The organism is Leclercia sp. W6, from assembly GCF_003336345.1.
In the GTDB taxonomy this organism is placed as follows: Bacteria; Pseudomonadota; Gammaproteobacteria; order Enterobacterales; family Enterobacteriaceae; genus Enterobacter.
The window spans coordinates 3,800,102-3,822,542 of the sequence record NZ_CP031104.1; the positions used below are offsets into that span (position 1 = coordinate 3,800,102).

Annotated in this window: 16 protein-coding genes, 1 rRNA gene and 1 riboswitch; of the genes, 10 read left to right on the top strand and 7 right to left on the bottom strand. The window is 56.5% G+C overall.

The features are described 5' to 3' along the window. Window positions 1–68 precede the first annotated feature (68 nt). Entirely contained in the window at window positions 69–2,240 is a 2,172-nt protein-coding gene (katG, locus tag DVA43_RS18580) for a catalase/peroxidase HPI (protein WP_114316389.1), read from the top strand. Between the two features lie 111 nt (window positions 2,241–2,351). Here the strand turns inward: katG and DVA43_RS18585 are convergent, their stop codons facing one another. The 5 genes from DVA43_RS18585 to argE form a co-directional block, all read right to left on the bottom strand. Then, entirely contained in the window at window positions 2,352–3,455 is a 1,104-nt protein-coding gene (locus DVA43_RS18585) for a glycerol dehydrogenase (protein ID WP_114316390.1), read from the bottom strand. Window positions 3,456–3,467: 12 nt separating this feature from the next. Further along, entirely contained in the window at window positions 3,468–4,130 is a 663-nt protein-coding gene (gene fsa, locus DVA43_RS18590; protein ID WP_114316391.1) for a fructose-6-phosphate aldolase, read from the bottom strand. A gap of 128 nt (window positions 4,131–4,258) precedes the next feature. Next, a complete protein-coding gene (locus tag DVA43_RS18595; protein WP_114316392.1) occupies window positions 4,259–5,029 on the bottom strand; it encodes an AraC family transcriptional regulator in 771 nt (256 codons plus the stop codon). Between the two features lie 100 nt (window positions 5,030–5,129). Beyond that, window positions 5,130–7,781 (bottom strand): phosphoenolpyruvate carboxylase, encoded by a 2,652-nt coding sequence (ppc, locus tag DVA43_RS18600; protein WP_114316393.1) that lies wholly within the window; start codon window positions 7,779–7,781, stop codon window positions 5,130–5,132. A gap of 247 nt (window positions 7,782–8,028) precedes the next feature. Continuing rightward, the gene (gene argE / locus DVA43_RS18605) at window positions 8,029–9,180 is read right to left on the bottom strand and encodes an acetylornithine deacetylase (RefSeq protein ID WP_114316394.1); all 1,152 of its coding nucleotides are present in this window, start codon (window positions 9,178–9,180) and stop codon (window positions 8,029–8,031) included. An 88-nt stretch (window positions 9,181–9,268) separates the two neighbouring features. Here argE and argC point away from each other — a divergent pair, with 88 nt between their 5' ends. The 4 genes from argC (at window position 9,269) to oxyR (ending at window position 13,714) form a co-directional block, all read left to right on the top strand. Continuing rightward, window positions 9,269–10,273: an N-acetyl-gamma-glutamyl-phosphate reductase gene (gene argC / locus DVA43_RS18610; protein ID WP_114316395.1), complete on the top strand. Its 1,005-nt coding sequence runs from the start codon at window positions 9,269–9,271 to the stop codon at window positions 10,271–10,273. A 6-nt stretch (window positions 10,274–10,279) separates the two neighbouring features. Next, the gene (argB, locus tag DVA43_RS18615) at window positions 10,280–11,056 is read left to right on the top strand and encodes an acetylglutamate kinase (RefSeq protein ID WP_103177484.1); all 777 of its coding nucleotides are present in this window, start codon (window positions 10,280–10,282) and stop codon (window positions 11,054–11,056) included. 74 nt (window positions 11,057–11,130) lie between these two features. Continuing rightward, the gene (gene argH / locus DVA43_RS18620) at window positions 11,131–12,504 is read left to right on the top strand and encodes an argininosuccinate lyase (protein WP_114316396.1); all 1,374 of its coding nucleotides are present in this window, start codon (window positions 11,131–11,133) and stop codon (window positions 12,502–12,504) included. A 292-nt stretch (window positions 12,505–12,796) separates the two neighbouring features. Beyond that, window positions 12,797–13,714: a DNA-binding transcriptional regulator OxyR gene (oxyR, locus tag DVA43_RS18630; RefSeq protein WP_103825228.1), complete on the top strand. Its 918-nt coding sequence runs from the start codon at window positions 12,797–12,799 to the stop codon at window positions 13,712–13,714. On the opposite strand, the gene sthA is transcribed toward oxyR, so the two are convergent. Then, window positions 13,697–15,097, bottom strand: coding sequence for a Si-specific NAD(P)(+) transhydrogenase (gene sthA / locus DVA43_RS18635; protein WP_103177481.1), 1,401 nt, complete (start codon window positions 15,095–15,097; stop codon window positions 13,697–13,699). The genes oxyR and sthA overlap by 18 nt on opposite strands. Window positions 15,098–15,293: 196 nt before the next feature. Between sthA and fabR the strand changes: the two genes are divergently transcribed. Next, window positions 15,294–15,932, top strand: coding sequence for an HTH-type transcriptional repressor FabR (fabR, locus tag DVA43_RS18640; RefSeq protein ID WP_032615233.1), 639 nt, complete (start codon window positions 15,294–15,296; stop codon window positions 15,930–15,932). 10 nt (window positions 15,933–15,942) lie between these two features. Beyond that, the gene (locus DVA43_RS18645; protein WP_103177480.1) at window positions 15,943–16,302 is read left to right on the top strand and encodes a YijD family membrane protein; all 360 of its coding nucleotides are present in this window, start codon (window positions 15,943–15,945) and stop codon (window positions 16,300–16,302) included. Window positions 16,303–16,380: 78 nt separating this feature from the next. On the opposite strand, the gene trmA is transcribed toward DVA43_RS18645, so the two are convergent. After that, window positions 16,381–17,487 (bottom strand): tRNA (uridine(54)-C5)-methyltransferase TrmA, encoded by a 1,107-nt coding sequence (trmA, locus tag DVA43_RS18650; RefSeq protein ID WP_103825227.1) that lies wholly within the window; start codon window positions 17,485–17,487, stop codon window positions 16,381–16,383. Window positions 17,488–17,590: 103 nt separating this feature from the next. Continuing rightward, window positions 17,591–17,766, top strand: a riboswitch (cobalamin riboswitch). A gap of 65 nt (window positions 17,767–17,831) precedes the next feature. Between trmA and btuB the strand changes: the two genes are divergently transcribed. The 3 genes from btuB to DVA43_RS18670 all read left to right on the top strand — a co-directional run bounded on the left by btuB (window position 17,832) and on the right by DVA43_RS18670 (window position 22,401). Then, complete coding sequence (btuB, locus tag DVA43_RS18655; RefSeq protein WP_114316397.1) at window positions 17,832–19,685, top strand: TonB-dependent vitamin B12 receptor BtuB; 1,854 nt, start codon at window positions 17,832–17,834, stop codon at window positions 19,683–19,685. Then, window positions 19,630–20,481 (top strand): glutamate racemase, encoded by an 852-nt coding sequence (gene murI, locus DVA43_RS18660; RefSeq protein ID WP_114316398.1) that lies wholly within the window; start codon window positions 19,630–19,632, stop codon window positions 20,479–20,481. Before btuB ends, murI begins: the two co-directional genes overlap by 56 nt. A 381-nt stretch (window positions 20,482–20,862) precedes the next feature. Further along, a 16S ribosomal RNA gene (locus DVA43_RS18670) occupies window positions 20,863–22,401 on the top strand. Window positions 22,402–22,441 lie beyond the last annotated feature (40 nt).

Sequence of the window (22,441 nt, forward strand, 5' to 3'; positions counted from 1 at the left end):
TTGTTTCAATTATCTCTTATTCCCGGTGGTGTATATCCTAACGATAAAACCATAGAGGGAGCAGAGCGATGAGTACGTCCGACGAGAACCAGAATTCAGGTAAGTGCCCTTTCCATCAGGGCAGTTATGACAAGAGTGCAGGTGCCGGCACCAACAGCCGGGACTGGTGGCCTAAACAACTTCGTATTGATCTTCTCAACCAGCATTCCGAACGTTCCAACCCGCTAGGCAAAGACTTCAACTACCGCAAAGAATTCAGCAAGCTGGATTACTCCGCTCTGAAAGGCGATCTGAAAGCGCTCCTGACCGATTCTCAACCGTGGTGGCCTGCAGACTGGGGCAGCTATGCCGGTCTGTTCATTCGCATGGCGTGGCACGGCGCGGGCACCTATCGCTCTGTAGACGGGCGCGGCGGCGCAGGCCGCGGTCAACAGCGTTTTTCTCCGCTTAACTCCTGGCCGGACAACGTCAGCCTCGATAAGGCGCGTCGTCTGCTGTGGCCGATCAAACAAAAATATGGCCAGAAAATCTCCTGGGCCGATCTGTTTATCCTTGCGGGCAACGTGGCGCTGGAGAACTCCGGCTTCAGAACCTTCGGCTTTGGTGCCGGACGCGAAGATGTCTGGGAACCCGATCTGGACGTTAACTGGGGCGATGAAAAAGCCTGGCTGGAGCATCGTCACCCGGAAAGCCTGGCGAAAAGCGCCATTGGCGCCACCGAGATGGGGCTAATTTACGTTAACCCTGAAGGGCCAAACGCCAGCGGTGAACCGCTGTCGGCGGCGGCGGCTATCCGCGCCACCTTTGGCAACATGGGGATGAACGATGAAGAGACCGTCGCGCTGATCGCCGGCGGCCATACGCTGGGTAAAACCCACGGGGCAGGGGAAGCCAGCCATGTGGGTGTCGACCCGGAAGGCGGTCCGCTTGAGGCTCAGGGCCTGGGCTGGGCCAGCACCCACGGTACCGGTATCGGGGCGGACGCCATTACCTCCGGCCTGGAGGTGATCTGGTCCCAGACGCCGACCCAGTGGAGCAACTACTTCTTTGAGAACCTCTACAAATACGACTGGGTGCAAACCCGCAGTCCGGCTGGTGCTATCCAGTTCGAAGCGTCGAATGCGCCGGAAATCATGCCGGATCCCTTCGACCCGTCGAAAAAACGTAAACCGACCATGCTGGTGACCGACCTGACGCTACGTTTCGATCCGGAATTCGACAAAATTTCCCGTCGTTTCCTCAACGATCCGCAGGCCTTTAACGAAGCCTTCGCCCGCGCATGGTTCAAACTGACCCACCGTGATATGGGGCCGATTTCCCGTTATATCGGGCCAGAAGTGCCGAAAGAAGAGCTGATTTGGCAGGATCCGCTGCCGCAGCCGTTCTTCCACCCGACTGCTGAAGATATCGAAAGCCTGAAGGCGGATATTGCGGCTTCTGGCCTGTCGGTGAGCGAGCTGGTGTCGGTGGCATGGGCGTCGGCTTCCACCTTCCGCGGTGGCGATAAGCGTGGCGGGGCCAACGGCGCACGTCTGGCGCTGGCACCGCAGCGTAGCTGGGATGTCAACGCCGTCGCCGCGCGTGTACTGCCGGTGCTGGAAGGGATCTATAAATCGGCGCATAAAGCGTCGCTGGCGGACATCATCGTGCTGGCCGGTGTGGTGGGCGTTGAGCAGGCGGCGAAAGCGGCAGGCTTCAACATCACCGTACCGTTTACGCCAGGCCGCGTTGATGCGCGCCAGGATCAGACCGATATCGGCATGTTTACCCTGCTGCAGCCGGTTGCCGATGGCTTCCGTAACTACCGGGCGGCGATTGACGTCTCCACCACCGAATCGTTGCTGATTGATAAAGCGCAGCAGCTGACGCTGACCGCGCCAGAGATGACGGTGTTGCTGGGCGGGCTGCGTGTGCTGGGCGCCAACTTTGATGGCGGTAAGAGCGGCGTCTTTACCGACCGCGTGGGCGTACTCAGCACTGACTTCTTCGTCAATCTGCTGGATATGGGCACACAGTGGAAAGCCACCGATGAATCCAGCGAGCTGTTTGAAGGTCGCGACCGCGTGAGCGGGGAAGTGAAATACCTGGCGAGCCGTGCCGACCTGGTGTTCGGTTCTAACTCCGTGCTGCGCGCCCTGGCGGAGGTTTACGCCAGCAGCGATGCCCACGAGAAGTTCGTGAAGGACTTTGTCGCGGCATGGGTGAAAGTGATGAACCTCGACCGGTTCGATCTGCTGTAAACAGAAAATCCCCGCTCCGGCGGGGATTTTTTTGCCCGGCGGCGCTACGCTTGCACGGGCCTACGGGTTTTGTAGGCCGGGTAAGGCGCAGCCGCCACCCGGCAATAAAGGCTACTCCCACTCCTGCATAAAACGCTGGCCGTACTGGTCAGCCACCAGCAAGGCGGCATACACCTGATCCGGCGTGGTGCCACCCGGCATGTTATGGATGGTTTCATCTTTCGCACAGGCAGCTGTCGCCACCAGGCGCATTTTGGCGGGGATATCTTCGGTAATATCCAGCTGCGCCAGCGTGATGGGCAACCCTACGCTGTGGCAGAGTGCCGCGACGGTTTCAATCTCTTCAACCGGGGCATTCTCCAGCACCAGCTGGGTCAGCGTACCAAACGCTACTTTCTCGCCGTGATAGTAATGATGGGCATCCGGTATAGCGGTCAGGCCGTTATGAATGGCGTGGGCTGCTGCCAGACCACCGCTTTCAAAACCGACGCCGCTCAGATAGGTGTTGGCTTCAATGACCCGCTCAAGGGCAGGAGTCACCACGTGCTGCTCTGCCGCCAGCATCGCTTTTTCACCCTCTTCAATCAGGGTGTTGTAGCACAGTTCGGCCAGCGCCAGCGCGGCCTGGGTGCATTTGCCTCCCGCCATGGTGGTGGCGCCGCTGCGTGAGCAGGCCCGGGCTTCAAACCAGGTTGCCAGCGCGTCGCCGATGCCAGCTGCCAGCAGACGTACAGGCGCCCCTGCCACCACTTTGGTATCCACAATCACGATGTTCGGGTTATGCGGCAGCATCAGATAGCGATCAAATTCCCCGCTGTCGGTGTAGATAACAGAAAGCGCGCTGCAGGGTGCATCAGTAGAGGCAATGGTCGGGGCAATGGCGACAGGGACATCCATGAAATGCGCCAGCGCTTTGGCGGTATCCAGCGTTTTACCGCCGCCGATGCCGAGGATTGCCTGGCAATCCGCACTTTTCGCCAGCTTGCGCAGCCGGTCGATCTCATTCTGCGAACATTCGCCGCCAAATGGCGCGATTTCTACGTACAGTTCCGCCTGTTTAAAACTCTGACGCAGCGTCTCTTCCGCAAAGCCCAGCACAAATTTATCGCCCACCACCAGCCAGCGCGCCGCCAGCGGTTTCAGGTAGTCGCCGAGGCGTGAAAGCACATCTGCACCCTGAATGTATTTGCCAGGCGATTGAATAATACGATCCATCCTATGTCTCCTTTACAGGTTGAGGCTACCAAACGCGTTTTTCCAGTCCTGCTCAAACTTGTCTATGGCTGACTCTACCGCTGGCGTATTGAGCATTTGTTGCGCTACATCAGTCGGCAGGGTGATCGCTTCACAACCGGCGAGCAGGCAGTCCAGCGCCTGACGTGGCGTTTTGAAGCTGGCGGCCAGCACGCTGCTCTCTGGCGCATGCATTTCCAGCAGGCTTTGCAACTCCTGTACCGTGCGGATCCCGTCGCCCCCCTGAGCATCCACGCGATTGACGTAAGGCGCGATGTACTTCGCCCCGGCCAACGCCGCCAGCAAACCTTGTGAGGCGCTGTAAACTGCGGTGCCGAGCGTAGTAATGCCCTCTTTTTTAAGGGCTTTAATCGCGACCAGCCCTTCAGCGGTAACCGGAATTTTGACCACAGTAGTGGGGATCGCTTTACGCAGGCGTCTGGCTTCGGCAACCATCCCTTCGGCGTCGCGGCTCATTGTCTGGGCGAACAGGATGCCCTGGGGGCCGATGACGTTCTGCAGGCGCGGCAGGACTTCCCAGAGCGGCTCTCCGCTGGCGGCAATAATGCTCGGGTTGGTTGTCACACCGGCAATGGGAAAGATGCGGGCAAGGCGTTCAACGTCCGCCACGTTGGCGGTATCCAGATACAGTTCCATTATTTTTCCTTAAGTCAGCGGGTATGAATTAAGGATACGGCGGGCCAGATGGCGTGAACCAGAAGTCAAATTTGCCAAATACTGGACAAATGTAAGGTCCTTAGCGAAGTGAGAGGACGATCACAATGCTAGTTTTTGGCAGTGAGCTGGCTGTGATACTGGCGGCGATATTCCGAAGGCGAGCGCTCCGTGTGCCTGCGAAACAGTCGACAGAAGTAGTTGCTGTCGGCAAAGCCGCAATGCGCGGCGATATCTTTAATTTTCAGATCGTAGCCTTTGAGCAAATGCCGGGCATGTTCGAGACGAACGTGGGTCAGATATTCATTAAACCCAACGCTGCCGGTCTTTTGAAAAAGATGAGAAAGGTAGTTCGGTGAAATATAAAACGCCTGTGCCACCGACTCGCGGGTAAGTGGGGAGGCATGGTGTTCTTCGATATAGCGACGAAGGGCTTCAAACAGCGCCCGGCTGCGGGAGGCGGTGTGGATATCACTACCCAGCAGATCGCGGCAGTGACTTAGCAGGCTTAACACCACCAGTCTGGCCGTCTCCTGTTCATCCGGCTGCATCTGCAACTCCGCGAGCGTTTGCAGCAGAAAGGCACCCGTTCTCGGGCCGCGCCTGGCAACCTGCTGTTGGCATAAAACGGTGCTGTCACGCTGGAGTTGAATCGTCAGCTGCTGCTTACCGAAGCTGATGCTGAGTAGGGTGACGGACGGAAGATCGTCAATAAACCCGACGGAAGAGAAGACCGCATCATGCGTTTCGCCTTCAGGAACAATGACCAGACGAGGAGAAGTATGCGGAACCCGTTCGGCCAAAGGCGCAAAATGCACCTGACGCAGCGGCGGCGTACCCTTTATCAGGTCAGTCAGAATAGAGGTGATATCGTGGTGCATAGTGGAGGTTCTGAGGTAATGCCCGGCGGTGCTGCGCTTGCCGGGCCTGCGTGATGCCTTTGTAGGCCGGGTAAGCGCAAGCGCCACCCGGCGGAACCCATTAGCCGGTGTTACGCATCCCCGCCGCAACGCCCGCGATGGTGACCATCAGCGCCTGTTCCACGCGCGGATCTGGCTCCTGACCCTCTTCTTCCGCTTTACGCGAACGGTACAGCAGCTCTGCCTGCAGAACGTTCAGCGGGTCGGTGTAGATGTTACGCAGCTGGATAGACTCCGCAATCCACGGCAGATCGGCCATCAGGTGGGAATCGTTGGCGATAGCCAGTACCACTTTGATGTCGCCTTCCAGCAGTTCGCGCAGCTCTTTACCCAGCGTCCACAGCTCCGGTTTTACCAGGCGCTGGTCGTAGTATTCCGCCAGCCACAGGTCGACTTTGGAGAAGACCATCTCCAGCATGCCCAGACGGGTAGAGAAGAACGGCCAGTCGCGGCACATGGTCTCCAGTTCGCTCTGCTTGCCGTCGTCCACCACTTTTTGCAGCGCGGCACCGGCACCCAGCCAGGCCGGGAGCATCAGGCGGTTTTGCGTCCACGCGAAGATCCACGGGATGGCACGCAGAGACTCTACGCCACCGGTCGGGCGACGCTTGGCCGGACGGGAACCGAGCGGCAGTTTACCCAGCTCCTGCTCCGGTGTCGCCGAGCGGAAGTAAGGCACGAAGTCTTTGTTTTCACGCACGTAGCCGCGATACAGATCGCAGGAGATATCCGACAGCTCGTCCATAATATGGCACCAGGCGGCTTTCGGCTCTGGCGGCGGCAACAGGTTGGCTTCGAGGATCGCGCTGGTGTAGAGCGACAGGCTGCTGATGGTCACTTCCGGCAGGCCGTACTTAAAGCGGATCATCTCGCCCTGTTCGGTCACACGCAGACCGCCTTTCAGGCTGCCCGGCGGCTGTGAAAGCAGCGCCGCATGCGCTGGCGCACCGCCACGACCGATAGAGCCGCCGCGACCGTGGAACAGGGTCAGTTCAATACCGGCTTTCTCGCAGGTCTTGATCAGTGCGTCCTGCGCCTGATACTGCGCCCAGGATGCTGCCATTACGCCCGCGTCTTTTGCGGAGTCGGAATAGCCAATCATCACCATCTGTTTGCCCTGAATAAAGCCGCGATACCAGTCGATGTTCAGCAGCTGGGTCATCACGTCGTTAGCGTTGTTCAGGTCATCAAGGGTTTCGAACAGCGGTGCCACCGGCAGGGCATAGTCGATGCCCGCTTCTTTCAGCAGCAGATGAACACCCAGCACGTCGGATGGGGTCTTCGCCATGGAGATCACATAGGCGGCCACCGATCCTTTCGGCGCATCAACGATCGCTTTGCAGGTGTTGAGTACTTCGCGGGTTTCGTTGCTTGGCTCCCAGTTGCGCGGCAGCAGTGGACGTTTGGAGTTCAGCTCGCGGATCAGGAAGGCCTGTTTGTCAGCTTCTGACCAGCTTTCATAGTCGCCAATGCCGAGATAACGGGTCAGCTCGCCCAGCGCTTCGGTGTGACGGGTGCTCTCCTGACGCACGTCGATACGTACCAGCGGCACGCCAAAACACTTCACGCGGCGCAGGGTGTCGAGCAGTTCGCCGTTGGCGATGATGCCCATACCGCAGGCCTGCAGCGATTTATAGCAGGCATACAGCGGATCCCAGAGCTGCTCATTCTGGCTCAGCAGTCCTTCTGGCTTCGGCAGACGCTGGCCTTTCAGACGTGCTTCCAGCCAGGCCTGCGTTGCCAGCAACTGGCCGCGCAGCTTTTTCATCAGATAACGGTACGGCTCGCTGGCACCCTCTTCGCCGGCCAGCTCGCGCAGTTCCGGCGTGGCTTCAACCATCGACAGCTCAGAGATGAGCACCTGAATATCTTTCAGGAACAGGTCGGTGGCTTTCCAGCGGCTCAGCAGCAGTACGTGGCGGGTGATGTCGGCAGTCACATTCGGGTTGCCGTCGCGGTCGCCACCCATCCAGGAGGTAAAGCGCACCGGCACAAAATCCACCGGCAGGCGATAGCCGAGGTTCTCTTCCAGCTGCTCGTTCAGCTCGCGCAGGTAGTTTGGCACCCCTTCCCACAGGCTGTTTTCCACCACCGCAAAGCCCCATTTGGCTTCGTCAACCGGGCTTGGACGGTGCTTACGAATTTCATCGGTATGCCAGGACTGGGCAATCAGCTGGCGCAGACGGCGCATCAGCTGGTTACGTTCGTAATCAGCGATCTCTTTGTTATCCAGCTGCTTCAGGCAGTTGTTCACTTCCACCATTTTGTGGATCAGGGTACGACGGGTGATCTCGGTCGGGTGGGCGGTGAGCACCAGCTCCAGCGACAGGGACTCGACGGCCTTTTTGATGGTGGCTTCGTTAAGATCGGGTTGGTCCTTGAGTTTTCTGAGCGTGCGGGCAATCACTTCCGGGTTGCTGGCCCCTTCGCCATTCGGCGAAATGCTGTGGTACTGCTCGGCGGTGTTTGCCAGGTTCAGGAACTGGCTGAAGGCACGGGCAACAGGGAGCAGTTCGTCGTTGGAGAGGTTCTGCAGCGTGGTGAGCAGCTCCTGGCGATTGGCTTCGTTACCCGCGCGGGAAGATTTAGACAGCTTACGGATTGTTTCAACGCGATCGAGAATGTTCTCGCCCAACGCATCCTTGATGGTATCTCCCAGCACCTTGCCGAGCATACTGACATTACTACGCAACGCGGAATATTGTTCGTTCATAAAAACCCAGTCACCCCATCATTTTTGTTTATGCCCGTAAAGCCATCTCGCGGACATTATTTTGTCATCTCCCTTTATAAAGCCACGTAAAACCCCCGTCGTCAATTGCTGCGAAAACGGTTCAGCAAACGAATAAATAGGGGCAATTTACGAAATTTAATTCGCTTTGCGTCAGATAAGAGATGCTTATGAGAATGTGACGAAGATCATGAGATTTTTCCCCTCTCGCGAAAGAGGGGAACAGTCATTAATGCCAGCAGAAGTGATGCACAACCTGAGCGATCAGTTCGCGGGTTGGCTTGATAAAGCGGGTTTCCAGGTACTCATCCGGCTGGTGGGCCTGGTTGATGGAGCCTGGGCCAAGCACCAGGGTCGGACAGAGGGTCTGAATAAACGGCGCTTCGGTGCAGTAGTTCACCACGTCGGTTTTCTCGCCGAGCAGTTTTTCCACCACTTCCACCAGCTGATGGTCCGGCGGGCACTCGTAACCCGGGATTGGCGGATGCAGCTCAGAGACCGTCAGGCGGCCCGGCCAGCGCTCGCTCACCGGGGCCAACGCTTCGTTCAGCAAGCCGTCGAGGTCGCTCAGGGTCATGCCCGGCAGCGGGCGAATATCCATATGCAGTTCACAGCAGGCGCAGATACGGTTAGAGGCGTCGCCGCCATGCAGGCTGCCGAGGTTCAGCGTCGGGTAAGGAACGGTGAAGGCATCGTAGTGATAACGCTCCTTCAGATCGTCACGCAGCGTCATGATGCGGCCAATGGCGTCGTGCATCAGTTCAATGGCGTTAACGCCGCGCGCCGGATCGCTGGAGTGGCCGGACTGGCCCAACACGCGCACCGCCGTGGAGATATGGCCTTTATGCGCGCGAATCGGTTGCAGGGATGTCGGCTCGCCGATGATGGCGCAATCCGGGCGAATCGCCGTGTTTTCCGAGAAGTAGCGTGCCCCGGCCATGCTGGTCTCTTCATCGGCGGTAGCCAGAATGTAGAGCGGCTTTTTCAGTTTGGTCACATCGACGTCACGCAGCGCGTCGAGGATAAAGGCGAAGAAGCCTTTCATGTCGGCGGTGCCCAGCCCGTAGAGCTTGTTGTCGTGCTCGGTCAGGGTGAAGGGGTCGCGCGTCCAGCGGCCATCGTCAAACGGCACGGTGTCGGTGTGCCCTGCCAGCAGCAGGCCGCCCGCACCGGTTCCGGTACTGGCGAGCAGGTTAAATTTGTTACGGGTTCCCGGGACCGGCTGAACCTCCACCTTAAACCCGAGATCGCTGAACCAGCCTGCCAGCAGATTGATTAAAGTCTCATTACTCTGATCCAGCGCTTCTTCCGTTGCGCTGATGGACGGCGTGGCAATCAGGGCGCGGTAGATCTCGATAAATGGCGGTAAATTCATTTTCATTGTTGACACACCTTAGGTCGTGATAGTATCAATATTCATGCAATAAATGTGAATAAAAATACATTAACGTTGAGCATAAAGGAACCCGATGTTGAATACGCTGATTGTAGGCGCTAGCGGTTATGCGGGCGCAGAGCTTGTAAGCTACGTGAATCGCCATCCTCATATGACCATAACCGCTTTGACTGTCTCAGCGCAAAGCAATGATGCAGGAAAGTTAATTTCCGATTTACATCCGCAGCTTAAAGGGATTGTCGATCTGCCATTGCAGCCAATGTCGGATATCAGCGAATTTACCGACGGCGTGGACGTGGTCTTTTTAGCCACCGCTCACGAAGTCAGCCACGACCTGGCGCCGCAGTTCCTGGCGGCCGGTTGCGTGGTATTCGATCTCTCCGGTGCGTTCCGCGTGAACGACGCCGCGTTCTATGAAAAATACTACGGTTTCACCCATCAGCATCCGGACCTGCTTGAAAAGGCAGTCTACGGTCTGGCGGAGTGGAGCGCAGACAAACTGAAAGAAGCGAACCTGATTGCCGTACCGGGTTGCTACCCGACTGCGGCGCAGCTCTCCCTGAAGCCGTTGATCGACGGGGGTCTGCTGGATCTGAACCAGTGGCCGGTGATCAACGCCACCAGCGGTGTGAGCGGGGCAGGACGCAAAGCGGCTATCTCCAACAGCTTCTGCGAAGTGAGCCTGCAGCCGTATGGCGTGTTCAATCACCGCCACCACCCGGAAATCACTACCCATCTGGGCGCGGATGTCATTTTCACGCCGCACCTGGGCAGTTTCCCGCGTGGGATCCTCGAAACCATCACCTGCCGCCTGAAGTCTGGCGTGACCAAAGAGCAGGTGAGCGAGGCATTTACCCAGGCGTATGCGGATAAACCGCTGGTGCGTCTCTATGACAAAGGTGTGCCCGCGCTGAAAAATGTGGTCGGCCTGCCGTTCTGCGACATCGGTTTTGCCGTGCAGGGCGAGCACCTGATTGTGGTGGCCGCAGAAGATAACTTACTGAAAGGCGCTGCCGCCCAGGCAATGCAGTGCGCAAATATTCGTTTTGGCTATGCTGAAACGCAGTCTCTTATTTAAGGTGTGATGATGAACCCATTAATTATCAAGCTTGGTGGTGTACTGCTGGACAGCGAAGAAGCGCTGGAGCGTCTGTTTACCGCGCTGGTTAACTATCGCGAGTCACATCAACGCCCGCTGGTGATTGTTCACGGCGGCGGCTGTGTGGTCGATGAGTTAATGAAAGGCCTGAACCTGCCGGTGAAAAAGAAGAACGGCCTGCGCGTGACGCCTGCCGATCAGATCGACATCATTACCGGTGCGCTGGCGGGGACAGCAAACAAAACCCTGCTGGCATGGGCGAAGAAACACCATATCGCCTCCGTGGGTCTCTACCTGGGCGATGGCGACAGCGTTAAGGTGACCCAGCTCGATGAAGAGCTTGGCCACGTTGGCCTGGCCCAGCCGGGTTCGCCAAAACTGATTAATACGCTGCTGGAAGGCGGTTTCCTGCCTGTCGTCAGCTCTATCGGTGTGACCGAAGAGGGGCAACTGATGAATGTCAACGCTGACCAGGCGGCAACGGCACTGGCGGCAACGCTGGGCGCAGACCTGATTCTGCTCTCCGACGTGAGCGGTATTCTGGACGGTAAAGGCCAGCGCATCGCGGAGATGACCGCGGCAAAAGCCGAGCAGCTGATCGATCAGGGCATTATTACCGACGGCATGATTGTCAAAGTGAACGCCGCGCTGGATGCCGCGCGCACGCTGGGTCGCCCGGTGGATATCGCCTCCTGGCGTCACGCAGAGCAGCTTCCGGCGCTGTTTAACGGCACGCCGATTGGCACGCGTATTCTAGCGTAAGTTTTTAATGAATGACCGTAGGCCGGGTAAGCGCAGCGCCACCCGGCGGAACTAACGAATAAAGGAACGATGTTATGGCACTTTGGGGTGGGCGTTTTACACAGGCAGCGGATCAACGGTTCAAACAGTTCAACGACTCTTTGCGCTTCGACTACCGCCTGGCCGAACAGGATATCGTCGGCTCTGTGGCCTGGTCCAAAGCGCTGGTCACCGTTGGCGTGCTGACCGCAGACGAACAGCTGCAGCTGGAAGAGGCGCTGAACAATCTGCTGGAAGAGGTGCGCCTTAACCCGCAGCAAATTCTTGAAAGCGACGCTGAAGATATTCACAGCTGGGTGGAAGGCAAACTGATCGACAAAGTCGGCCAGTTGGGTAAAAAGCTGCACACTGGCCGGAGCCGTAACGACCAGGTGGCAACCGATCTGAAGCTGTGGTGCAAAGAGACCGTGGCGGAACTGCTGGCGGCTAACCGTCAGTTGCAGAGCGCGCTGGTGGAGACCGCGCAGAATAACCAGGATGCGGTGATGCCGGGGTATACCCACCTGCAGCGTGCGCAGCCTGTCACCTTTGCTCACTGGTCGCTGGCCTATGTCGAGATGCTGGCGCGCGATGAAAGCCGTCTGCAGGATACCTTAAAGCGTCTGGATGTGAGCCCGCTGGGCAGCGGCGCGCTGGCCGGCACCGCCTATGAAATCGACCGTGAACAGCTGGCGGGCTGGCTGGGCTTTGCCTCTGCGACCCGTAACAGCCTGGACAGCGTGTCCGACCGTGACCACGTGCTGGAGCTGCTCTCCAACGCCTCTATCGGTATGGTCCACCTGTCACGCTTTGCCGAAGATCTGATCTTCTTCAACTCTGGCGAAGCCGGATTTGTTGAGCTGTCTGATCGCGTGACCTCCGGCTCTTCCCTGATGCCGCAGAAGAAAAACCCGGATGCGCTGGAGCTGATCCGCGGTAAATGTGGCCGTGTGCAGGGTGCGTTGACCGGGATGATGATGACCCTGAAAGGGCTGCCGCTGGCCTACAACAAAGATATGCAGGAAGACAAAGAAGGGCTGTTCGACGCGCTGGACACCTGGCTGGACTGTCTGCATATGGCGACCCTGGTGCTGGACGGCATTCAGGTGAAACGCCCGCGCTGCCAGGAAGCGGCCCAGCAGGGCTATGCCAACTCCACCGAGCTGGCGGACTATCTTGTGGCGAAAGGCGTTCCGTTCCGTGAAGCGCACCATATTGTCGGTGAAACGGTCGTGGAAGCGATTCGTCAGGGCAAAGCGCTGGAAGATCTCCCGCTTGCCGATCTGCAGAAATTCAGCAGCGTGATTGGTGATGATGTCTACCCGATCCTGGCGTTGCAGTCTTGTCTGGACAAGCGTGCGGCGAAAGGCGGCGTGTCACCGAAGCAGGTGGCGCAGGCCATTGCGGATGCGAAAACCCGTCTGGTGTGATGCCTGATATGTCGGATGGCGGCTTCGCCTTATCCGACCTACAAACCAAAGCCCAACCCTGTGTTGGGCTTTTTTACGCAAAAAAAAAGCGGACCACGGGGTCCGCAAAAGTTCACGTTGGCTTTAGTTGTGCGAGTTTTGAGAGAAACTCGTAAGACGGGACAGGACTTCAAGGGTAATCGGTGCCGCCTCGTCTCTGTGATGCATTATTCAACAGAATGCTTGATAGGGATAATCGTTCGTTGCTATGCTATCTATCGCCATGAACTATCGTGGCGACGGAGGATGAATAATGAATATTCGTGATCTTGAATACCTGGTGGCGTTAGCCGAACACCGCCATTTTCGCCGCGCGGCAGACTCCTGCCACGTCAGCCAGCCTACCCTTAGCGGTCAGATCCGTAAGCTGGAAGACGAGCTTGGTGTCATGCTGCTGGAGCGCACCAGTCGTAAAGTGCTGTTCACTCAGGCAGGCCTTCTGCTGGTGGATCAGGCGCGCACCGTGTTGCGCGAGGTCAAAGTGCTCAAGGAAATGGCAAGCCAGCAGGGGGAGACAATGTCCGGCCCGCTGCATATTGGCCTGATCCCAACCGTTGGCCCGTACCTGCTGCCGCATATTATTCCTTTGCTGCATCAGACCTTCCCTAAACTCGAAATGTACCTGCATGAAGCGCAAACCCATCAGCTGCTGGCGCAGTTAGATAGCGGTAAGCTCGACTGTGCCATTCTGGCGCTGGTCAAAGAGAGCGAAGCCTTTATCGAAGTGCCGCTGTTTGATGAGCCGATGATGCTGGCGATCTATGAGGATCACCCGTGGGCGAGCCGCGATCGCGTGCCGATGGCCGATCTGGCCGGCGAAAAGCTGCTGATGCTGGAAGATGGCCACTGCCTGCGCGATCAGGCGATGGGCTTCTGTTTTGAAGCCGGTGCCGATGAAGATACCCACTTCCGCGCAACCAGCCTGGAAACGCTGCGTAACATGGTGGCGGCGGGAAGCGGTATTACGCTGCTGCCTGCGCTGGCCGTGCCGCGCGAACATAAGCGTGATGGCGTGGTCTATCTGCCATGCATCAAGCCGGAGCCGCGGCGTACCATTGGCCTGGTTTATCGTCCGGGTTCACCGCTGCGCAGCCGCTATGAGCAGCTGGCGGAGGCCATCCGTGGTGCAATGGATGGCCATTTCGACAGCACCTTAAAACAGGCGGTTTAAGCCATTCAGCGCCGCTACCCGATAGGCTTCCGCCATGGTCGGGTAGTTAAAGGTGGTATTAACAAAGTATTCGATGGTGTTACCGCCACCTTTTTGCTCCATGATCGCCTGGCCGATATGGATGATTTCCGCCGCACGTTCACCGAAGCAGTGAATGCCGAGGATCTCTTTCGTCTCACGATGGAACAAAATCTTCAGCGTACCGACGCTCATTCCCACGATTTGCGCCCGCGCCAGATGTTTAAACTGGGCACGACCCACCTCGTAAGGCACCTTCATGGCCGTCAGCTGCTGTTCGGTTTTCCCTACAGAACTGATCTCCGGAATGGTGTAAATACCTGTCGGAATATCTTCGATCAGATGCGCCGTCGCTTCCCCTTTCACCAGCGCCTGAGCGGCAATGCGCCCCTGGTCATACGCCGCTGACGCCAGACTTGGATAACCAATCACGTCACCCACGGCATAGATATGCGGCAGGGCGGTCTGGTACATGCTGTTCACCTTGATCTGCCCGCGGCTGTCGGTGGTCAGACCGATGTTTTCCAGCGCCAGCGAATCGGTGTTACCCGTACGGCCATTGGCATACAGCAGGCAGTCGGCTTTCAGCTTTTTACCCGATTTCAGGTGCATGATGACGCCATCATCACAGCCTTCAATCTTCTCGTACTCTTCGTTGTGACGAATCACCACGCCGCTGTTCCAGAAATGATACGAGAGCGAGTCAGACATCTCCTGATCGAGGAAGGCCAGCAGACGATCGCGGGTGTTAATCAGGTCGACCTTCACGTTCATACCGCGGAAGATAGAGGCATATTCACAGCCGATCACCCCGGCGCCGTAGATGAGTACGTGGCGCGGTTCATGGTGCAGGCTCAGAATGGAGTCGCTGTCGTACACGCGCGGGTGGGAGAAATCGACATCGGCCGGGCGATACGGGCGTGAGCCGCAGGCGATCACAAATTTCTCTGCGGTGATGGTCTCAACAGAACCGTCATGACACTCCAGCGCCAGCGTATGTTCATCCACAAAATGCGCGCTGCCCTGCAGAATTTCGCAGTGGTTGCGCTCATAAAAACCCTGGCGCATGCGCGTCTGCTGATTAATCACGTTATCCGCGTGATTCAGAATATCGGCAAAGGAGGAACGAAGAAGACGGGAGTGATCGCTGTAAAGAGGGTTCTGGTTAAATTCAATAATGCGGCTAACGGCGTGGCGGAGGGCTTTGGAAGGGATGGTGCCCCAGTGGGTACAACCGCCGCCAACGTTATGGTAGCGCTCAATAACCGCTACTCTGGCTCCCTGTTTCACCAGTCCCATAGCAGCGCCTTCGCCGCCGGGGCCGGAACCAATAACAATTGCGTCGTAATCGTAGGAATGTGACATGGTAAGGCTTACCTGTTCTTATACATAAAAGCAACAGAATAGTAACATCATTGGCGGGATAACCCAATTATCGTTGTGCTCTTTTCGCGCGGTGGAGCACAAACAACATGTAAACCTTCATTCTGTAAGCCAGGTAATCCGATTAATTTTATTCTCTGGTATAGTGCCTGCGGGCCTTTGGAAGGATTCAACTATCGTGATGGGCGTAAGAGCACAACAAAAAGAGAAAACCCGGCGTTCGCTGGTAGAGGCTGCATTCAGTCAACTGAGTGCTGAGCGAAGTTTTGCCAGTCTGAGCCTGCGCGAAGTCGCACGCGAAGCCGGGATTGCGCCTACCTCTTTCTATCGTCACTTCCGTGACGTGGATGAACTGGGTCTGACCATGGTGGATGAGAGCGGGCTGATGCTGCGCCAGCTGATGCGCCAGGCGCGTCAGCGTATCGCCAAAGGGGGCAGCGTGATCCGCACCTCTGTTTCCACTTTTATGGAATTTATCGGCAATAATCCCAACGCGTTTCGTTTATTGTTACGGGAACGCTCAGGCACCTCGGCCGCGTTTCGTGCCGCCGTGGCCCGCGAGATTCAGCATTTTATTGCGGAACTTGCCGACTATCTTGAACTCGAAAACCATATGCCGCGCGCCTTCACTGAGGCGCAGGCCGAGGCGATGGTAACAATAGTCTTCAGTGCGGGCGCCGAAGCACTGGATGTGAGCGTTGAACAACGCAAGCAACTCGAAGAGCGACTGGTATTGCAACTGCGGATGATCTCTAAAGGGGCTTATTACTGGTATCGCCGTGAACAAGAAAAACTGGCGCATCAATCCGATGAGTGAAAGGTGAGTAATGAAACAGACAGGACAGGATAAAGGAACATTATTGCTGGCATTGATCGCTGGCTTATCCATTAACGGTACGTTCGCAGCGCTTTTTAGCTCTATTGTACCGTTCTCGGTTTTCCCGATGATCTCTCTGGTGCTGACGGTGTACTGTCTGCATCAGCGTTATCAGAATCGCACCATGCCGGTGGGGTTACCGGCATTGTCGGCGGCGTTCTTTGTGCTGGGCGTCCTGCTGTATAGCACCGTGGTGCGCGCAGAGTACCCGGACATTGGCTCTAACTTCCTGCCGGCTGTGCTGTCAGTGGCGCTGGTGTTCTGGATTGGCATTAAAATGCGTAACCGTAAGCAGCAGCTGCCAGAGTAATCATCTTGCCGTTCTGTAGGGCAGGTAAGCGCAGCGCCACCTGCCAAAAAGCGCCGGATGGCGCTTCGTTTATCCGGCCTACGCGTTTTTAGCCGTCAGTAACACCCCGCACTCCATATGGTGCGTGTACGGGAACTGATCGAACAGAGCCAGACGTTCAACTTTGTGCGTCTGGCTTAATGTTTCCAGGTTCTGACACAAGGTCTCCGGATTACAGGAGATATAAAGAATACGCGGGTACGCCTGCACCATCTTCTCCGTTTCGCTGTCCAGCCCACTACGTGGCGGGTCGACGAAAATGGTCTCACACTGGTAGCTCTTCAGATCGATCCCCTGCAGACGGTTAAAGTCTCGCACGCCGTTCATCGCCTGAGTAAACTCTTCCGCCGACATGCGAATGATCTGCACATTATCAATATGGTTCGCCGCGATGTTGTATTGCGCGGCGGCGACCGACGGCTTGGCAATTTCGGTGGCCAGTACGCGGTCGAAGTTACGCGCCAGCGCCAGCGAGAAGTTGCCGTTACCGCAGTACAGCTCCAGCAGATCGCCGGTTGAGCCCTCGGTGGCATTCAGCGCCCACTCCAGCATCTGCACGTTCATCGCCGCGTTCGGCTGCGTAAAGCTGTTCTCCACCTGGCGGTAGATCATCTCTTTTCCGGCAACCGGCAGGCGCTCGTCTATATAGTCCTGATCCAGCGCGATTTTGGTTTTTGTCGCGCGGCCAATCAGATGCACATTGATGTTCTGCGCGCGCAGCGCATCACGCAGGGCTTCTGCGGCCTGGCGCCACTCGTCGTTCAACGCCTTATGGTAGAGCAGCGAGACGATGGCCTGATTGCTTTGGGTGGTCAGGTAGTCGATCTGGAAGAGCTTATGGCGCAGCAGCGGATTATTGCGCACGCCATCCATCATCAGCGTCATCAACTGGTTAATCAGCTCGCTGGCCGCCGGGAAACTGTCCACGCGGATCCGGCTTTTGGTCTGCTGATCGAAAATGATGTGGTACAGGTCGTCGCCGTCGTGCCAGATGCGGAATTCGGCACGCATACGGTAGTGGCTAACCGGGGAACGGAACACCTCAGGCGCAGGCGCAGCAAAAGGCGTCATCATACTTTGCAGACGGACGACTTTCTCTGCCAGTTGCGCGTCGTACTGTTCTGTCGGGAGGTGTTCTGGGGTCATGATGCTTCCTGTTGATGATGAATTACGCGGGGATTGTAGGGATTGTACAGGGGATGTCCAGCCTTAATGGTCAACGGCAGTCTGGACATCTATACGTGTCTAAATGTAGCATTATGTTTCCGGTCTCTTATGAGTGAAAAGGGAATCCAGTGCAAATCTGGAGCTGACGCGCAGCGGTAAAGACTGGCGGGATGAGTTAACAGACACTGTGAAAATGGGAAGTCTACATCCAATAAACGCCACCTAGCCCGAAGACCTGCCGGGATCACGTCGCATTTGGTTTCATCATCGCGTGCTATCGATGGGGCCTGCGGCATCCTTCTTATATTGTGGATGCTTTTACAATGATTAAAAAAGTATCGCTGTTGACGGCGCTTTCCGTCACGGCATTTTCGGGCTGGGCGCAGGATGGCGCAGACTCGTTGGTGGTGACGGCAAACCGTGTTGCACAACCTGCAAATACCGTTCTGGCTCCGAGTTCTGTCGTTACCCGGGAAGATATCGAGCGTTGGCAGGTAAAAAGCGTCGTTGAAGTGATGTCGCGCTTACCGGGTGTGGATATCGCCCAAAGCGGCGGCCTGGGTGCTACCTCTTCTACCTTTATTCGCGGGACGGAATCCCGCCATGTGCTGGTGCTGATTGACGGCATTCCACTGAATAACGCCGGGATCAGTAACTCACCGGATCTCAGCCAAATCCCCGTTTCACTCATTCAGCGTGTTGAATACATCCGTGGCCCGCGTTCGGCCCTGTATGGTTCAGATGCGATTGGCGGCGTGATTAACATCATTACGGGTCGGGACACGCCAGGGGGGGAAATCACCGCCAGCGTCGGCTCGAAAGGGTATCAATCCTATGATGGCTCCTTCCAGCAGGTGCTGGATAAAACCAAAATCACCCTGGGCGGTAACTATACCTATACCCGCGGCTTTGATATTGATGCTGCCGATGCGCCACGCCAGCCCGACCGTGACGGCTTTATGAGTAAGTCGCTGTTTGGCTCGGTTGAGCAGCAATTCACTGACAGCCTGAGCGGTTTCGTGCGTGGCCTCGGCTACGACAACCGCACCGCGTATGACGGCTATGAGCATTATGACAACAACTTCATGGTCGATGGCCTGCCTGATACCCGTCAGCTTTACAGCCAGAACTGGGACACCGGCCTGCGCTATCACCAGGGGATTTACCAGACTCAGCTGGTGGGCGGTTACGGTCGCAGTAAAGACCAGAACTACGATCCGAGCAAAGGCCGTTATGCTTCCTCTGCCACCACGGATGACGTTAAGCAATACACTGCCCAGTGGATGAACACCGTCACGGTGGGCCACGGCAATATCGGCGCCGGTCTGGACTGGCAGAAGCAAAAAACCCAGGCGGGAACGGGTTATCTGGATAAAGGCTATGACCAGCGCAACACCGGGGTATTCCTGTCTGCCATGCAGCAGTTCGATAGCGTCACTCTGGAAGCCGCCGCGCGTAATGATGACAACTCTAACTTTGGTAACCATAACACCTGGCAGACCAGCGCCGGATGGGAGTTCATCGACGGTTACCGCATCATCGCTTCTTACGGCACGGCCTATAAAGCACCGACCATGAGCCAAATCCACAGTGCGAGCTACGGCAACCCGGATCTGAAACCGGAAGAGAGCAAGCAGTGGGAAGGCGGTTTCGAGGGGCTGACCGGCCCGGTGACCTGGCGCGTATCGGGTTATCGTAACGATATCGACAACCTGATCAGCAGCGACCCGCGTACGTTCCGCTACTACAACGTTGATAAAGCCCGTATCAAAGGTATTGAAGCCACGGCGCAGTTCGATACTGGCCCGGTAGGCCATCAGATTTCTTATGACTACGTGGATCCGCGCAATGCCAAAACGAACGAAGTGCTTGCCCGACGTTCGAAGCAGCAGGTGAAGTATCAGCTGGATACGCAGGTGTGGGATCTCGAATGGAATCTGGCCTACCGTTACCTGGGCACCCGTTATGACGTGGCGTACGATCCTGATACGTTCACCTCAGAGCGAGTGAAAATGGGTGGGGTAAGCCTGTGGGATCTCGCAGTTTCATATCCTGTCACCTCTCACCTTACAGTTCGTGGTAAAATAGCCAACCTGTTCGATAAAGACTACGAGACAGTTTATGGCTACGAAACTGCAGGACGGGAATACACCTTGTCTGGCAGCTACACCTTCTGACCCACGTCCCACCGTACTGGTGTTTGACTCCGGTGTCGGTGGGCTTTCAGTCTATGATGAGATTCGGCAACTTCTGCCGGATCTTCATTACATCTATGCCTTCGATAACGTGGCTTTCCCCTACGGGGAAAAGAGCGAAGCGTTTATTGTTGAACGCGTCGTTGAGATCGTTACCGCCGTGCAACAGCAGTATCCCCTCGCACTGGCGGTGATTGCCTGCAATACCGCCAGTACGGTTTCCCTTCCTGCCTTACGCGAAAAGTTCCCGTTCCCGGTTGTGGGCGTGGTCCCGGCGATCAAACCTGCTGCGCGCCTGACGGCAAATGGCGTGGTGGGGCTCCTGGCAACGCGCGGTACGGTTAAGCGTCCTTATACCCGCGAACTGATCGAACGCTTTGCCAATGAATGCCAGATTGCGATGTTAGGTTCTGCCGAGCTGGTTGAGATGGCGGAAGCCAAACTGCACGGCAAAGCGGTCTCGCTGGAAGAGCTGCGCCGTGTTCTGCGTCCATGGCTGCGGATGGCGGAGCCGCCGGATACGGTGGTGCTGGGTTGCACGCATTTCCCTTTGCTACAGGAAGAGCTGTTGGCCGTACTTCCGGAAGGCACCCGACTGGTGGATTCAGGGGCAGCGATTGCCCGCCGCACCGCGTGGCTACTTGAACATGAAGCGCCAGATGCAAAATCTGCCGACGCAAATATCGCTTATTGCATGGCATTGACCGCTGAGACTGAGCAACTTTTACCCGTTTTACGCCGTTATGGCTTCGAAACGCTCGAAAAACTAGCGGTGTAGCACGTTTTTGTGCAAAAAAAAGGCAGTTGAAAAGTTTTTTTAAATTAGCTCTTGTCAGCGCCGGAGAACTCCCTATAATGCGCCTCCACTGACACGGAACAACGGCACGCAAGCCGCCGGGTCAGCGGGGTTCAGCGATGAATACCCGGCAGAGAAAAGCGTAAAATAATCGCTTGACTCTGAATGAGGAAAACGTAATATACGGGACCTCGCAACGGTGAGCGAAAGCCGCGTTGCACTGCTCTTTAACAATTTATCAGACAATCTGTGTGGGCACTCAAAGTGACATGGATTCTTAACGTCCTCGGACGAAAAATGAATACCAAGTCTCTGAGTGAACACGTAATTCATTACGAAGTTTAATTCACGAGCATCAAACTTAAATTGAAGAGTTTGATCATGGCTCAGATTGAACGCTGGCGGCAGGCCTAACACATGCAAGTCGAACGGTAGCACAGAGAGCTTGCTCTCGGGTGACGAGTGGCGGACGGGTGAGTAATGTCTGGGAAACTGCCTGATGGAGGGGGATAACTACTGGAAACGGTAGCTAATACCGCATAACGTCGCAAGACCAAAGAGGGGGACCTTCGGGCCTCTTGCCATCGGATGTGCCCAGATGGGATTAGCTAGTAGGTGGGGTAATGGCTCACCTAGGCGACGATCCCTAGCTGGTCTGAGAGGATGACCAGCCACACTGGAACTGAGACACGGTCCAGACTCCTACGGGAGGCAGCAGTGGGGAATATTGCACAATGGGCGCAAGCCTGATGCAGCCATGCCGCGTGTATGAAGAAGGCCTTCGGGTTGTAAAGTACTTTCAGCGAGGAGGAAGGCATTGCGGTTAATAACCGCAGTGATTGACGTTACTCGCAGAAGAAGCACCGGCTAACTCCGTGCCAGCAGCCGCGGTAATACGGAGGGTGCAAGCGTTAATCGGAATTACTGGGCGTAAAGCGCACGCAGGCGGTCTGTTAAGTCAGATGTGAAATCCCCGGGCTCAACCTGGGAACTGCATTTGAAACTGGCAGGCTTGAGTCTTGTAGAGGGGGTAGAATTCCAGGTGTAGCGGTGAAATGCGTAGAGATCTGGAGGAATACCGGTGGCGAAGGCGGCCCCCTGGACAAAGACTGACGCTCAGGTGCGAAAGCGTGGGGAGCAAACAGGATTAGATACCCTGGTAGTCCACGCCGTAAACGATGTCGACTTGGAGGTTGTGCCCTTGAGGCGTGGCTTCCGGAGCTAACGCGTTAAGTCGACCGCCTGGGGAGTACGGCCGCAAGGTTAAAACTCAAATGAATTGACGGGGGCCCGCACAAGCGGTGGAGCATGTGGTTTAATTCGATGCAACGCGAAGAACCTTACCTACTCTTGACATCCAGAGAACTTGCCAGAGATGGCTTGGTGCCTTCGGGAACTCTGAGACAGGTGCTGCATGGCTGTCGTCAGCTCGTGTTGTGAAATGTTGGGTTAAGTCCCGCAACGAGCGCAACCCTTATCCTTTGTTGCCAGCGGTTAGGCCGGGAACTCAAAGGAGACTGCCAGTGATAAACTGGAGGAAGGTGGGGATGACGTCAAGTCATCATGGCCCTTACGAGTAGGGCTACACACGTGCTACAATGGCGCATACAAAGAGAAGCGACCTCGCGAGAGCAAGCGGACCTCATAAAGTGCGTCGTAGTCCGGATTGGAGTCTGCAACTCGACTCCATGAAGTCGGAATCGCTAGTAATCGTAGATCAGAATGCTACGGTGAATACGTTCCCGGGCCTTGTACACACCGCCCGTCACACCATGGGAGTGGGTTGCAAAAGAAGTAGGTAGCTTAACCTTCGGGAGGGCGCTTACCACTTTGTGATTCATGACTGGGGTGAAGTCGTAACAAGGTAACCGTAGGGGAACCTGCGGTTGGATCACCTCCTTACCTTAAAGAACCTGCCTTTGCAGTGCTCACACAGATTGTC